General features: G+C 58.8%; 11 protein-coding genes. 3 read left to right on the plus strand and 8 right to left on the minus strand.

The window, feature by feature from the left end; genetic code table 11:
• Positions 1 to 49 precede the first annotated feature (49 nt).
• Positions 50 to 1,546 carry a methyl-accepting chemotaxis protein gene (locus tag HX855_RS10895; RefSeq protein WP_177090564.1) on the plus strand — a complete coding sequence of 499 codons (1,497 nt, stop codon included), beginning with the start codon at positions 50 to 52 and terminating at the stop codon, positions 1,544 to 1,546.
• Positions 1,547 to 1,738: 192 nt separating this feature from the next.
• Positions 1,739 to 2,485: a BPL-N domain-containing protein gene (locus tag HX855_RS10900; protein ID WP_177090566.1), complete on the plus strand. Its 747-nt coding sequence runs from the start codon at positions 1,739 to 1,741 to the stop codon at positions 2,483 to 2,485.
• Positions 2,486 to 2,527: 42 nt separating this feature from the next.
• On the opposite strand, the gene HX855_RS10905 is transcribed toward HX855_RS10900, so the two are convergent.
• Positions 2,528 to 2,791: a hypothetical protein gene (locus HX855_RS10905; protein WP_177090568.1), complete on the minus strand. Its 264-nt coding sequence runs from the start codon at positions 2,789 to 2,791 to the stop codon at positions 2,528 to 2,530.
• Between the two features lie 283 nt (positions 2,792 to 3,074).
• Between HX855_RS10905 and HX855_RS10910 the strand changes: the two genes are divergently transcribed.
• Complete coding sequence (locus HX855_RS10910) at positions 3,075 to 4,283, plus strand: MFS transporter (RefSeq protein WP_177090570.1); 1,209 nt, start codon at positions 3,075 to 3,077, stop codon at positions 4,281 to 4,283.
• Positions 4,284 to 4,341: 58 nt separating this feature from the next.
• Here the strand turns inward: HX855_RS10910 and HX855_RS10915 are convergent, their stop codons facing one another.
• The 7 genes from HX855_RS10915 to HX855_RS10945 all read right to left on the minus strand — a co-directional run bounded on the left by HX855_RS10915 (position 4,342) and on the right by HX855_RS10945 (position 15,257).
• The gene (locus HX855_RS10915; RefSeq protein ID WP_177090572.1) at positions 4,342 to 5,547 is read right to left on the minus strand and encodes an EAL domain-containing protein; all 1,206 of its coding nucleotides are present in this window, start codon (positions 5,545 to 5,547) and stop codon (positions 4,342 to 4,344) included.
• Between the two features lie 103 nt (positions 5,548 to 5,650).
• Positions 5,651 to 6,745, minus strand: a complete 1,095-nt coding sequence (locus tag HX855_RS10920; RefSeq protein WP_177090574.1) for a fimbrial protein — start codon at positions 6,743 to 6,745, stop codon at positions 5,651 to 5,653.
• The gene (locus HX855_RS10925) at positions 6,742 to 9,339 is read right to left on the minus strand and encodes a fimbria/pilus outer membrane usher protein (protein WP_306219138.1); all 2,598 of its coding nucleotides are present in this window, start codon (positions 9,337 to 9,339) and stop codon (positions 6,742 to 6,744) included. Before HX855_RS10925 ends, HX855_RS10920 begins: the two co-directional genes overlap by 4 nt.
• A gap of 34 nt (positions 9,340 to 9,373) precedes the next feature.
• Positions 9,374 to 10,114, minus strand: coding sequence for a fimbria/pilus periplasmic chaperone (locus HX855_RS10930; RefSeq protein ID WP_177090576.1), 741 nt, complete (start codon positions 10,112 to 10,114; stop codon positions 9,374 to 9,376).
• 61 nt (positions 10,115 to 10,175) lie between these two features.
• A complete protein-coding gene (locus tag HX855_RS10935; RefSeq protein WP_177090578.1) occupies positions 10,176 to 10,718 on the minus strand; it encodes a fimbrial protein in 543 nt (180 codons plus the stop codon).
• Positions 10,719 to 10,982: 264 nt separating this feature from the next.
• Positions 10,983 to 14,624, minus strand: coding sequence for a transporter substrate-binding domain-containing protein (locus HX855_RS10940; protein ID WP_177090580.1), 3,642 nt, complete (start codon positions 14,622 to 14,624; stop codon positions 10,983 to 10,985).
• 6 nt (positions 14,625 to 14,630) lie between these two features.
• Entirely contained in the window at positions 14,631 to 15,257 is a 627-nt protein-coding gene (locus tag HX855_RS10945; RefSeq protein WP_177090582.1) for a response regulator transcription factor, read from the minus strand.
• Positions 15,258 to 15,325 lie beyond the last annotated feature (68 nt).

Consider the following 15,325-nt stretch of genomic DNA (forward strand, 5'->3'; position numbering starts at 1 on the left):
ACGTCGCATGCTTGCCTCACCCCGGCCCGCCCACATGGAGTACGAGTGAATGCCTGCCCAAGCCCGTTTCATCGAGCACTACCGCAAAGCCGACCGCATCATGCTCGCCCTGATCTGGCTGATGGCCCTGTTCTCCCTGGGCCTGGCGTTCTGGCACGACACGCTGCTCCAAGCGCTCTTCATAGGCAGCGGCACCAGTGTGGTGCTGACCCTGGCCTATCGCGTCATCGGCGGCACGCGCCTGATGCGTTGCGCGCTGGGCGTTGGGTTGATGGTGATGGCGGCGTTGCACATCAATCAGGCCGAGGGTGTCATCGAATCGCACTTCGGTATCTTCGCGCTGTTGGCGGTGCTGACGTTCTACCGCGACTGGCTGCCTATCCTGGTGGCCGCCGTCACTATCGCGGTGCATCACGTGGTGTTCCATGCCTTGCAGCACCAGGGTTTCCCGGTGTTTGTGATGGAGCATCACGGCGGCTGGAGCATGATTTTCGTCCACGCGTTCTACGTGGTGATGGAGACGGTCGCCCTGCTCTACCTCGCGGTGCACAGCCAGACCGAAGCGGTAGAAAGCCAGGAAATGCTCGAAAAGATGCTCGCCGTCACCACTCAGTTCAGCGGTGACGCGGCCCAGGGCAACGCGGAAAAAGTCCATGTTTCCCTGGCCACCCGTTTCGATCACTTTCTGACGCAGATCACCGGGCTGATCGACGGCGTCGCCCGCGACTCCCACGGCCTCGGCCAACTCGGCCAGGAACTGGCCCACGCCAGCGGCACCCTGGAAACAGGCGCACGCCATCAACTGGCGGAAATCGCGCAAATGACCGGTTCCATGCAGCGCATGGAAGACGCGATGGGCCATATCGCCGTGCACGTGGAGCATGCCGTCGAGCACGCGGGTCAAGCCAGCCAGCAGATCATCCGTGGCCAGGAAAGCGTCGGCCGCGCCCAGCAGGAAATCACCCAGCTCGCCACCCGCCTCCACGACACCAACGAGACGGTGCAGGGGCTGGCCGTGCAGGCCGAACAGATCGGCTCGGTGCTGGAGGTCATCAACAGCATCGCCAACCAGACCAACCTGCTGGCCCTCAACGCCGCCATCGAAGCCGCCCGCGCGGGTGAGCAAGGGCGCGGGTTTGCCGTGGTCGCCGATGAGGTACGCAGCCTGGCGCAGCGCACGGCGGTGTCGACCCAGGAGATCAAGACGATTATCGAAGGGTTGCAACACGGCAGCCGGCGGGCGGTTGAGGCCATGCACGACAGCCGCCAAGGCGTGGAGCGCTGCGTGGAAGACAGCCAGCTGGCGGTGGAGATGCTGCGGGCGGTGGGCAATGATATTTCGCAGATTGATCAGTTGAATGGGCGAATTGTGTCGACCACGCGGGAGCAATCCACGGCGAATGTGGAGATTGTCGGGCGGCTGCAGTCAGTGCAGAGCATCGCGCAGAATACGGCGCAGGATGTGGAGACGCTGGCCAGGAGCAGTGAGCGGTTGCCGCCGATTGCGGTGCGGCTGGATGCGTTGGGGCGCCGGTTTCATCAGTGAGTGGGAGCAAGCGCCGGCGCTTGATTCACGCCGACAAATCGGGGGCAGACCGCCATTGTTTTAAATGTGCTCTGACCCCGATTTTTCCTCAGCCGATTTACAAATGTTAACGCCTTCAAACGGCTATTAGCTTTAGGCTTTGACTCGCAAAGTCCGAATCGCCCCCATCAGCTTCAAGATGACTCTACAACCATGAATCTGCATGCCATCGCCGCGACGCTGTTTGCGTTGTTCACGCTGCTTCCTTACTCGGTGCACGCCGCCACACCCATCACCCATGTGGCTATCTACCGAGGCCCCGCGGGCTGCGAGGGATGTTCAGAGAATGTTAAAACAGCCCTGCTGCGCGTCCTCCCGAATGCCCGGATTGACTTTGTAGGGGCAGATGAATCGATCGACATCACGCCGCAAAGCCTCGCGCATTATGATCTCTACGTTCAACCCGGCGGCGGTCAGGACATCCCTGCGGCGCTTGATAGTTTGGGGGATGCGCGGGTGCAAGCCATCCGTAACTTTGTCGCCCAGGGTGGGCGCTACTTGGGACTGTGCATGGGCGCTTATCTTGCCGATAACAGCAACTTTGGCCTGATACCCTACGACCTTGATTCAGAGGCGGGCAGGCCTGGGTTTGAGGTCGCGGGCATTGCGGACGCGGCGGTGCAGGTGGTGTGGGATGGGGAAGCCGATAGCGTCTTTTATCAGGATGGGCCTTACTTTCCCAAGCCTGACGCGACCGTGCCTTCTTCTACCATTGCGACCTACCAGAATGGTGATGTGGCGGCAGCGCGTTACACGTATGAAAACGGAGTCGTGGTGCTGAGTGGCCCGCACCCGGAGGCGGATCGGGAGTGGTTCGAGAGGGCGGATATTCCCTTGAGCGAGATGCCGCGGGGTGAGCTTTTTGGGGCGTTAGTGCGCAGCATTGAGGGGCGCAGGTAGGGGCACAGCTACAGGCCACTGAAAAAGTCTTAGGGCAGCTCGCTATTTGCCCAGGTTTTGATTCATCAAATTATCCAGTACGGGAAGTTCACTGGCCGCCTGCCATTCGCGTAGATGCTTGCAGCCTTCATCATTGAGCTCGGCAAGGTTGCTGCGTGCGTCGCATAGCGTGAACCATTTCTGTCGCAGGGATGGATACTTTACAAACTCTTCCCGGGTTGGGGCTTGGTTAGTGGACAAACGCAGAACTGACACCACTAAAAGTGCAGACACCCCGATACTGATAGAGCCGTTTTTATAATTCATATCAACTTCCGCAAATGAGAAACCCTGACCCCACAGCCAAACTAAGGATCGCTGTTAACGGCTTGGGGCATTGGCCGACTATAGAAGGCAAATGGATCAGTAAAAGATCCATTTTCGATGCATTTCATAGGGCCATTCATTCGCAATGCGGGGAAAAACAGAGATTTGCTCGAAATTCCAGCGTTGCGTCCTCACCTGACAGATCCCGCTGTCAAGTAAAAACCGGATGTGTAACGATATGTGACTCAGCCTTTGATATTGCCTATTACAGGAACCCACGCTGATGCTCGCCGCCTTCAGACACTACCCGTTTTCGGTCAATCTGCTGCTGTCATCTGCGTTGTTCCTGACACTGGGGCGCGCCATTACCCTGCCGTATATGGTGATTTATCTGTCATCCAACTTTACGTTGGGCATCAGCGACATCGGTTTGGTAGTAGGCGGTGCGATGCTGGTGGGCTCGTTGCTAAGCCTTTACGGCGGCTACCTGACGGACAAAATTTCCAGCTATCGATTGATCCTGAGCTTCACGGGGTTCTTCACCGTGGGCTTCATCGGTATGTGCCTCACGTCGCACCTGTGGCTGTTTTTCCTGTTTCTGGTGTCGTTCAATTTCGCCTATTCGGTGATCGACATTGTGGTCAAGGCCGCGTTTGGCAAACTGCTGCCGGAAGCCGAACGCGGCAAAGTGTTTTCGGTGCGCTACACGCTGATCAACATTGGTTACGCGGTGGGGCCGTTCATCGGCGCCGGGCTCGCGCACATGGACATGAAATTGCCGTTCTTGATCTCTGCGATCCTGGGCATGGGCTTCTTCGTGACTTATATGGTGTGGGGCGACAGAAGCCTCAGCTCTGCCGACCCGGCCAATGCCCCGGTGTCGTTCGTGGCGGTGGGGCGCATTTTGATCAAGGACTATCGCCTGGTCTGCTTCACGGTCGGCGGCGCGCTGAGCGCTGTGGCGTTCGGCCAGTTCACCGGCTACATCTCCCAATACCTGGTGACCACAAGCACTCCGGAATTTACCTACCAGGTCATCAGCTCGGTGGTGGCGGTTAATGCGACGGTGGTGATTTGCCTGCAGTACATGGTGGGCAAGCGCATTACCAATGAGTATTTGAATCAATGGCTGACGGCGGGCTTCAGCCTGTTTCTGCTGGGGGTTGTCGGTTTTGCGTTGTCCACCACCGTGTTGCATTGGGCGTTGGCCGTGGCGATATTCACGGTGGGCGAAATCATCGTGTTCCCGGCCGAGTACATGTTCATCGACCGCATCGCGCCGGACCACTTGCGCGGCATGTATTACGGCGCGCAAAACCTGTCCAGCCTCGGCGGTGCGCTTGGGCCGGTGTTGTGCGGGTTTGCCCTGGCGTCGCAGCCGGCGCATTTCATGTTCTACATGCTCGCGGCGTTTATCGTGGCGGGCGGGTGTTTCTATCTGATGGGCGCTTCCTATTCGAAACGCTACGACGCTGGGCGTGGCAGCACGTAGGTACAGGTCCATGCGCTGGACGGCGGACAGAGAAGACGCCCACTGAAAAATCAGTACCTCAAGGCTGCCCAGGCTTTTTGCCATGGCTTTGCAGCCACCGCAGCAGATCGGCCCCGGGCATTGGCCGGGCGTGCCAGTAGCCCTGGCCCTGTGTGCAGCCCAACTCCATCAGGGCGTGTTGCTGTTCGGCAGTCTCAATACCCTCGACCACCACCGACATCCCTAAGGTATGGCCCAATGCAAGGGTGCTGCTGATCACCGCGCGGCAACGGGGTTCGAGCTTGAGACCACGGACGAACTCGGCATCCAGCTTGATCTCGTTGAACGGAAGTTGGCATAGACGCTGCAAAGAGGAAAAACCTGCGCCAAAATCGTCAATCGACAAGTGGCACCCCATCATGCGCAGGCGCGTCAGGTTTTCCAGGTACACCGCCGGCACCTCCAACAAACCACTTTCGGTCAACTCGAAAGTCACACTGCTTCCCGGCGTCTGGTACTGGGCCAGGATCTGTTTGACCTGAGAAGTCAGTTGTCCGTTGCTCAGTTGTGAGGCGTGCAGGTTGAAGGCCATGTTCAGTGGCATGCCCTGGCTCCTGGCGTTCCATTGCAACGTCAACGCCTCGTGCATCTGGGTAAACAGCAACTCATCCATCAACCCGCACCGTTCCACCGTGGGCAGAAACACTGCGGGTGACAGCACGCCCCTGACGGGGTGATTCCAGCGCGCGAGGACTTCAACGCCTAACGTTGCGCCGGTACGCAAGTCAAACTTGGGCTGGTACCAAGCCTCCAGTTGGTGATCCAGCATGCCCCGCCGAACCAACGCTTCACTGGCCACGTCTTCAAGTGGGGGCGGCGATAACTCGGCAGGCTCCACCGTCAGGCAGGCCTCGAGCATCGGCCCAAGCGCCTCGCCCTGCAGCGGCTTGCCAACCTCCCCTAACATGCGCAATCCGAGTGATTCGCCCATTTGCCCCACCGCACGCCGTACATCACAGGGCAGGTCACTGCCGATGATGATAGCGCCCAACTGTCCGCTGCCCCCGGCACGTTGAATGAACTCCACACCATCCATGCCTTTCATTTGCAAGTCGCACAAGGCTACGTCCACCGGGCCCGTCGCGGCCAGGATGGCCAAGGCCTCGTCACCGTTGCTGGCCGACAGCACCTCGCGGCAACCCAGTTGTTTTAACAGGCTGACCGCAACGGAGCGTTGGAATAAGTGGTCTTCAAGCACCAGGACACGTAATGGAAGGCAAGGCATGACAATTCGCTCGGTTGTACTGGGAAGTGCGGGCATGTTCCGGGAGCGACTTGGAATAAGTCCCGTGGAAATATCCGTAACTGAGTAAGACGTTTCCCAGAATTCAGTAGTAGTTAATGGTAAAGGTCGCCGTGGCATTGGCCGGGCCGGCAGTGATGTCGCTTTCGGTCTGGATATACCGGGCACTCAGCGGGATGGAGTAGCTGGCACCTTCCTCGGCGCGCGTGGTAATGCCGCTGCTACGCAAGTTGGCGAGGACAAGAGGGGCACCCGTGCTGTCACCGACTTGCACGCCAACCCCCGTGGCGGCCGGGTCATCGCCCGGGGCGCTGGGGTTTAGGCTGAGGATGCCCAGCGCCGCATTGATCGGCGCGCGTGTTGGATCGAGGCGTACTTGCAGCACGTTGTTTTTGCGCGCGTCGAGGTTGCTGACAGTGCCATCACTGGCCCAGCGCGGGCCGGAGTCCTGGTAGTAACCGTTGAATGCCGGGCAGTTATTCAGCGCGATGGCAAAATCCTTCCACGGCGTAAAGGTGTTAGGGCCGGAAAACTCGCTGAGCATGTGGCTGCCCATCGGCACATTGACATCCGGTGTCGAGCAGGTGCGCGAGACGATGTTGATGCTGCCGGAAAAGTTGACCCGTTGAATTTCCAGGGTGTTACTACTGATCCGCTGCTGGAGCATGGTTGGCAAAGATGCCCCCTGAATCGTCCCCGGCGAAACATCGCCGATTTTTATGAACGACATATCAATGAATATCCCGTTGCCAATAGTCACATTGCACGCGGCAGTTCCGCCGCCACAGTTAATATCGGTATTGGAGTAAGGAAGGGCGTGGCCCGAGAACCATATAGCCACGCCGATGCCAGGTACCCCGGTCTGATATACATTGCCGCCATAGGGTGTCCCTACCCAACTGGACAATGCTAAAGGTGTAACCGGCAATGTACGTCGCGTCTCAATGTTATAGATGCCGGCTGTACACGTGATCGTGAAGGTGACTGGCGAGGTGAAGGTCTGCCGATAAATTTCCGCCCCCAACGGTACGTCCCGCCCAACCGTCAGGTTGCCACCGAGCAACGGCTGAGTACGAACCAGGCTGCCGGTGGTGGGGCTTAGGTAGGTGCAATCAGCCATCGCCACTCCCGCCACCAGTGACAAACCGGCCACTGCAAACACGCGCTTGAAAATCATCATTTTTTCTCTCCTGCACTGCTCACAGAAGCAACGCGATTATCTGGTTGAACCACCGAACACACAGCATCCACTTGCCGCAGTTGCTTGCCGTCACTGGTGCCGGGAGGTAATGGCAATGCACATTGCTGATCTGCCTTATTGCCCCAATTGATCAGTAATTGACGAGCACCGTCCTTGACCCGGGCATACAGCTGCCCGCCCTGCCCGACCACACCCACCGATACGCCACGGTCGTCCGTCACGCTGGCACCGAACGGCAGTGGGCTGCCGTCGCTCAAGGTCACATTCAGCAACAGGGCTTGGCCATTGCGGGTGCCGTACTTGAGGGCCACCACTGCACCGGCGCGCGGCGCCACTTGCTGGCTGGTTTCATTGAGTTCGACGTTCAGCGAGGTGCCTATCGGGTCGATGGCCACCTCGTTCAACTCATAAGGGCGCAGATACGGCACGACAGCATTGCCACGGCCATCGAGTTTGAGACCCGGGAAGCCGACCACCTTGGCGCCTTCAGCGCCTTCGGCCGTGACCACGGCCATGGTTTCACCGCGATACGGTGTAAACGTCACACCGTTGGGGTGGGCCACCACACTGCCGCTGGCGTTCAGGGACAAGCTGTCATACCCCTCGCCACGGCTGACTGTCGCACCGACCATGGCTTTGGGACCGGTGTACTGGCCGTTGACCGACGTACTGTTGGAACCCGTTGCACCTTCATGGCCACCGGTCAGGCTGTAGCTGTACTGCCGATCCTGGCCGGCGGTGCCGCTGAGGGTCGCTTGTTCGCTGTACTTGCCCTCCTTGTCACGCAGCACGCGCGTCGACAATTGCGGCTGGCTGGTCGCGGAGCCAAATTCCAGCGGCATGCTCACGGTGAACAGCAGGCTGTTATCCATCTCCCCCAGGCCGATCCGGCTGCGGTTGGCACTGACGCCATAGCTAACCCGCCCCGCCTGTTTGTTATAGGTGAACTGGTACTGCACATCCCGACCCGGCTGGTTCCAGTAGTCTTGCGAGAACCCACTGAACGCCACCTGCCCCCAAGGCCCGAGGCTCTGGTTGGCGGTCAGGGACAACCGGCTACGTGGGCGGGCATACAGGCTGGTGTCGATGCCGTTGCGCTCAGCATCCAGCAACAGCGTGGCGCCGCTGAAGTCGAGGTATTTTTCCGTTGAGAAACGGGTTGCCGCCACGGCAAAGTTACTGCCGGTGCTCAGAATATTTTTGCTGTAGCTCATGCGCACGCTTTGGCCGCTGTCCTGGCCGCTTTTGAACTGGGTCTGGGCCTGGGTCACGTCTACCGACATCGCGCCGATCGGCGTACTGAATGCCAGGCCACCCAACAGCGAGCGGTAGTCGTCGCTGGCTTGGCCACCGGTATAACCGGTGAAGATATTGCTCAAGCCCAACTGATAGGTGCCTTGCACCAACCTGGCCTGGCTGGAGGTGAAGTTATTGCGGGTCTCACCTGCCGTGACGCTATAGCGTGAAGTCCCTGGGCGCAGCAATTGCGCAGCGGCCGCGTAGGGCACGATAAAGCGCTGCTCACTGCCGTCGGCCTCATAGACGGTCACGTCCAGGTCGCCGCCATAGCCGGTGGAATACAAATCATCAATCACAAAGGCGCCTGGCGCCACGGTGGTTTCGTAGAGCAGGTTGCCGGCCTGGCGCACCGCTACCCGTGCACCGGTGCGGGCAATACCGCGAATCACCGGCGCGTAACCACGCTGGGACTCGGGCAACATCCGATCGTCGGTGCCCAGTTGCACGCCGCGATACGCCAGGGTGTCGAAGATCTCGCCGCTGGTGTTGGACTCGCCCACGGTCAGTTGGCTGCGCAAACGGGTGATATCACGCTGAGCGTAGGTATTGAGGGTCTGGTAGTTTTGCCCCGAGTCTTTCTGCCAACTCATCGAGCCGTTGTGGCGCAAGCGCCAGTCCCCCAGGTTCAAGCCTGCGTTCAGCCCCAGGTAAGCCGAATCGTAGTTACCGAAGTCGGTTCTGTTGTGGTTGCCGTTGAAGCTGTAGCTCAGGGTACCGGCGGTTACGCCGCGGTCCCATAGTTCCGGGCTGACATAGCCCCTCGCATCGCGGCGCAGGGCGATTTGCGGAATGCTGATGTCCAGTAACTGGGTGGACGGCGAAAAACTGGCCGTGGCACTGTCGATCAACTGCCCGATGTCCAGGCACGGCGCACCGCTTTCCAGGCTGGCCAAGGCTTCGGGGGACAGCTTGTGCATGTCCACACCCAGCAACTCCAACATGCCCCGGTTGAAGCAGACCACCGGGTTGCTCCCGTCCGCCGCCGCATTGATACGAATATCCTGACGCGTGACCAACTTGCCATTGATCGCCATGTCTGCCCGATATTCGCCGGGCAGTACCGGGTTGCCTTTCTCGTAAGGAGACAGGTCCAGGCTGCGGGAATCTTCGGGCAAAAAGGCATCGTTGAACTGCACGTCCTCGGCCCATACCCCTTGAGCGGTCATCACGCCCGGCAGCAATGCCAAGGCTTTGATGAGCATCGCGGTCACTGGATTGAGGGCAAAGCGAGGTTGCACCTGTGGGCAATCGCCCAGGCGTGGGATAGTCGTCATAAGTTACTCGTGCGCAGGAACGATCGCGTAACGATCAGGGCTTTACCGGCTGCTGGGTCGGTACAAGGGCGCCGTAATCGTTGATGGCGTTGAACTTGATCTGGGCGGAAGCCCCCGGGAATGATTTGAGGTCAGGTAACGCAAACACCGTGCTTTCGCCCGGGCCGACCATGCCAGCGCCCGCCTCGTAACGCTGGGTACCCGCGACCAACGCCAACTCCACCAGAGACACGTGGTAGACCGTCGGGTTGAAGGCTTGCAGGGCATAACCCGAACCGTCGGCAATCACTTTCCATTGCACCTGGGGCGGCGCGTCGCTGGGCGAACCGGGCAAGTTGTCGGGGCGGTAAAAAATCTTGATCCGGGACCGAAAGGCCATTTGCAGCACGTTCATCTCCACCGGGCCATCGGCCTTGGGTGGGATCTCCAGAATATTGAACCAGAACACCGACTCTTTATTGGCCGGCAAGGGCACGCCAGTGAACATCAGGCGCAGGCTCTGGCCTTTGCTCGGATCAACCCGCGAAACCGGCGGAGAGAGCACAAAGGGGGCCTTGGAACTGGTGGGGCTGGACTGCACATCCCCAGTGTCGACCCAGGCTTGCACCAGTGCCGGTTTAAGGCCGTTGTTGTTGAGCTTGACGGTGATTTCTTTCTGGCTGGCCGGGTACACCAGGCGAGTCCCGGTGATCACCACGCCGGCCATGGCCTGGGAGCAAACCAGTGAGGCCAGGATCAACCAGGCACTGAAACGAACATTTTTCACGTAAGACATAACATTCCTCACCTGCCAGACATCCGCGCACCAGGTCCCGATGCGCGGACGTGCAAGCGACTTAGTTGTAGTCGATGTTGTAGGTCACAGAGCTGAGCACGGTGCCAGCGGTTGCTTCACCGGTGGCGAAGTACTGCACCGCGTAATCCATACGCACACCGCCGGAGGCAAGGGTGTTACGGGTAGTGGTGGTCGTCTGGTTGGTGTTGCCTGCCTGAATGGCGGTGCCGGTCACGGCATCGATCAGTTGCAACTGCACGAGCGTGGCGGTGCCGGTCGTGTTGTTCAGGTTGCCAGTGGCCGGGTCAACGGTGGAGCCAGAGTTGAAGAACGCGGCTGCGGTGGTTGCCGTGCCTGTGCAGCCGCTCAGCGTGACGTCAAAGCCGGTACGGCCTTCGGTCTTGCCGGCAGCATCAAGCAGGCTGTTGGAAATGGTCGGCAGGGTCACAGTGGCGACAGCCGGGCTGACCACACCACCAACGGAGACGGTGCAGGTCTGGTTGACCAGTTCGCCGGCAAAATTGATGGCGCCATCAGCCGCATTGGCGAACTGGGCGCCGGTCGCGCAAAACAGGGCAACAAGCGTGAGTGTTTTGGTTTTCATGGTGCAGCTCCAAGGAAAAGAGAATGAACACTGTCGCTGCGCCTGAATGAATTGCCAGGCGGCGGATGCGGTCCACGAGTGACTGATCATCTGCGTTGTGCGACGGGGCCCATCTTCCCGGTGTGACACTCTGCCTCACGTAGTATCCATCGCCCTGACTTGTAGGAAATTTCCTAGCGATACATCTCGCGCCCCCCGTTCGCACGCACAAAAAAACCGCATCGGGATGCGGTTTTCGGTTATCGGGAAAGCGAAAAGACGGCGTCAGGACAAGTACTCCTCCAACTGCTGCTCCAAATGCTCCATAGCCCGTTGCAAGTCATCTACCGCTTCAGTGAGCATCGCCGAGTTGAGCCCACTGCAAGCGGCTTCCAGGGTTTCACACGTCAGAATCAACCACTGCGCGTTTATAATACGCGCCCCACCCTTGACCCGGTGAGCCAGGTCAGCCAAGCCGGCCAAATCATGTTGAGTGAACAGCTGAATCAAGCGGCTCATGTCTTGCTCGTTGCTGGTAGCCAGGTCTTGCAACAAGCTCTTGATAGCACTTGCATCGCCACGACTGAGTTGTTCCAAGGTGGTCAGGTCGATACGGTCGCTTGCCTGCTGTTGGTCCTCAATCAGAAGCGCCTGAGAAGGCCTCTTATCGTTGGGTACCAGGCTGGCCAGGCGAGCGGCGAGGTCCTTGAGGCTGATGGGCTTGAACAGGCAGTCATCCATCCCCGCCGCCATACAGCGCTCCTTTTCCTCAGGCAGCGCGTTGGCGGTCAACCCGAGAATCAACCCGGGGGTTAACCCACGGGCGTGCTCCTCATCACGAATGGCGCGAGCCAGGTCATAGCCGTTCATCAACGGCATATTGCAGTCGGTAATCACCCCGTCAAAATGCTGGGCGCGCCAGGCTCGCAAGCCGTGTGCACCGTCTTCGGCATCGGTAACCCGGTGGCCGAGAAAATGCAGTTGTTGAGATAACAGCAAGCGGTTGGCCGGATAGTCGTCGATCACCAGAATGTTCAGGACCTGCACAGCGTCTGGCAGTGAGGCGTGTATTACCGTTGCCTCGTTCAGCGCTGGCAGCGTCGGCAAGTCGATCCGTACGTCAACCTGTGTGCCCTGCCCCAACGCGCTGGACAGCGTAAGGGTGCCTCCCATCATTTCGCACAGCGTGCGGCTGATCATCAGCCCCAACCCGGAACCCGCCCGGGCCGATTGCACGTTATTGCCAGCCTGTTCGAACGGCCTGAACAGGCGTTGCTGATCTTCGGTACTGATGCCGCAGCCCGAGTCCTCGACGCTCAGACTGACGGCCAGGCGCTCATCAGTGCCGTCCGGCTCGGCGCAGACCCGCAGCGTCACCTGACCTGCGCTGGTGAACTTGATCGCATTGCTCAACAGGTTGGAGACAATCTGCTTGAACCGCAGCGGGTCCACCAGTACCTGACGGCTGACGGTGGAGTCCAGGTCGAGGATCAGGCGCAATTGTTTCTGCCTCGCCAACCCTTCGAAAATCCGCGCGACTGACTCTATCAACTCGCGCAGATTGGCGCGCTCAGGGGCAAGGGACAGACGCCCTGACTCGATGCGGGCAATATCAAGGATGTCACCGATCAACTCCAGCAAGCCTCGGGCAGCACCTGAGGCGACATCAATTGAAAAGCGGTCGACGAAACCTTGGTCTGCTTTCTTCAAGGCCAGTTCGAGCATGCCGATGATCGCGTTCATTGGCGTGCGGATCTCGTGGCTCATGGTCGTCAGAAAGGTGGTTTTGGCCAGGTTGGCCGCATCGGCCCCTGCCTTGGCCTCGCGCAATGCTTCAAGCAGGATCTGGCGGTCACTGATGTCGATCCAGCCGCCGATCATGCCGCAGACCCTGCCATCACTCCCGCGATACGGCAGCATCCAGTGGTAAATGGTCAGTACCTGGTCGACGGCCACGGTCAACCTGCGGTCCTGTACCCTCGGTACGCCCTCCTCCATCACCTGCAGGTAGTCAGCGTGATAGGACGCCGCCTCGCTGACGGTGCTGAGCGCGCCCTCCAACACGGTCTTGCCGAGTACCACTTCACGGGGCACATCGAAGACTTTCAGGTAGCCGCTGTTGCACATCATCAATCGCGCCTGGCGATCCCGGACATAAATAGGGTGTGGGGTGCCGTCGATCAGTACGCGCATGAACTCCAGCTGGTCGTTCAACGCGACCTCCGCCTGCTTGCGTTGGCGCATCAATACACGCAAATAGGCAATCCATCCCAAGGCAATCAACAACAACACCGCCGCCACCGCAAACCCTTGAACAATCGCTGCACGGTTGCGCAACCAATAACTATCGTCCACCGCAATTTCGCTTCGCCAACGACTGCTCACCTCGTCCATTTCTTCGGGAGGAATGCTCAGCAGTGCTTTTTCGAGAATGGAGTACAGCTCCAGATCACCGCGAGAGGTAGCGAACGCCATGTGTGCCGATTGTGTGCCCACCGTGCTGGTGATATTTAACACACCACGGTATTGGCGAGAAATCATGTAACGGGCAATGATCAATGAATTGACTGCGGCATCCGCCTTACCGCTGGCAACTAGCGCCATGGCTTCTTGAGCATTGAGTGCCGGCACCAGAGTAATCTGCGGATACTTCTCGATCAGGAGGTCCCGTACCGGGTTACCCTCGATTACCGCCAAGCGTCTGCCTGCCATGTCATCAAGAGTGCCGGGGCTGTCCGCATCAACTCGACTGACCAATACGTAAGGTGTACTCAAATAAGGACGGGTGAAGCGCAGTTGGCTTTCGCGCTCGTTGCTTGAGGCCAGGGTCACCAGCAGGTCGGCGTCATCACGGCGAATGCTCTCCACCATGGCGGTCACCGAATTCACGCGTTTTACGTCGAACTTCAATCCAGTCCGCAAGGCAACCTTGGCTAATACATCGGCACTTATCCCACGAAACTCGCCTTCCTCGTTGATAAACGAAACGGGTAAGTAAGTGTCATCAATCACCACCCGCAAGTGTGGATGGGCAATCATCCAGCGCTGCTCGCTGGCGGTGAAATTTAGCGAAGTGCGACCCGGAATGCTGGCTCCGCCGGCGCTCCAGCGGCGCAGGATGTTCATACGATCCTCTACTGGAATGACCGCCAGGGCACTGTTGAGGATGTGCAGCAGGCGGGTATTGCTGTGGTCCACGGCGAAACCAAAGCTGCCGACCTCTATAGAGGAAAAGTCGGCCAACTGCACATTGTTCAAGTAGTTCTTGTTGATAAGGTAATAAGCACTGATCGCGTCACCCAGGTACACATCAGCGCTGCCGAAGGCTACGGCGCCAATGGCACTCAAGGTGGAGGGGTACAACTGCAGCGTGGCCTTGGGGTAGAGCGCCTCGACCTTCGCAGGGGGCAAGTAGTGATACAGCATGGCGATTTTCTTGCCAGCCAGGTCGGGGGTCAGCGACTGGGCTGCCCCTATCCGGGTAACCAGAGTCGGCAGGTCCTCAGCGTAAGCGCTCGACATCTGTAACTCCGCGTCTGCCGCCTCATAGCCATTCGAGGTTCCGAGAACGTCGACTTCGCCACGCTTGAGCGCTTGAATGGCCTCGGCGCGGGAGGCATATCGACGCACTTGGACTGGAGTGCGCAACAGCTCACTCAGCAACAGCACATAGTCAGCGGTCAGCCCTTCATAATCACGACCGTTGCTGGAGATGGCAAACGGCGCATAGTCAGGCGCCGATGCGCCCAGCACCAGCACACCCTTGCTTCTAAGCCATCCCCAATCCTGTGTTGCGAGTGACACCTCATAGCCATCGACGTGTGAGCGCCCCAGTACCTGAAGCGTTTCCACCGGCGTTTGGGCCTCGGCGCTTGTGCTCAAGCCGATACCCAGCAACACTGCTATCCACCATGTGTGCAAGAACACTCCCGTTCAGACCAGGTTATTACGTTTGGCGAAGTCAGCAAGGTATACCACTGACTTGACATTGAGTTTCTCGATCAAGCGAGTCTTGTAGGTGCTGATAGTCTTGTTGCTGAGCAGCATGGCATCGCCGATTTCCTTGTTAGTCAAACCATGGGATAACTGTTGCAGAATAGTCAGCTCACGGTCCGACAGAGACTGGATCAACTCAAGGTCGGTGGTTTGGACATCACTGCGACGCACCGAGCTGGTGGCCAGGTTGGGGAAAAAAGTATAGCCCCCCATGACCGCATCTATCGCCTTGCTTAACTCGTCCAAGTCATGGTTTTTTGAAATAAAGCCAGCCGCACCGGCCTTCATGCATCGCATGGAATAAAACAGGGCCGACTGTGAGGTCAGCACCAGGATCTTGCAGTTGAGGCCCAAGCTGCAGATCCGACTGATGACTTCCAGACCGTCCAGCTTGGGCATACCGATGTCCAGCACGATCAGGTGGGGTTCATGCTCCCTCGCCAGCCTCACGGCATCCACACCATTATCGGCCTCGCCCACCACCTCGAAATTATCCTGTTTCAAGAGCATTTTGACGGAAGAGCGAATAAACGGATGATCGTCCACAACTAACGCTTTAAACATATAAACCTCAGAAAAAGCCTACGGATTCCGCTGACAAGCCAATCCATGGCATTAAGAAGGTAGTAGGC

This window comes from Pseudomonas sp. IPO3778 (genome assembly GCF_013386825.1).
In the GTDB taxonomy this organism is placed as follows: Bacteria; Pseudomonadota; Gammaproteobacteria; order Pseudomonadales; family Pseudomonadaceae; genus Aquipseudomonas.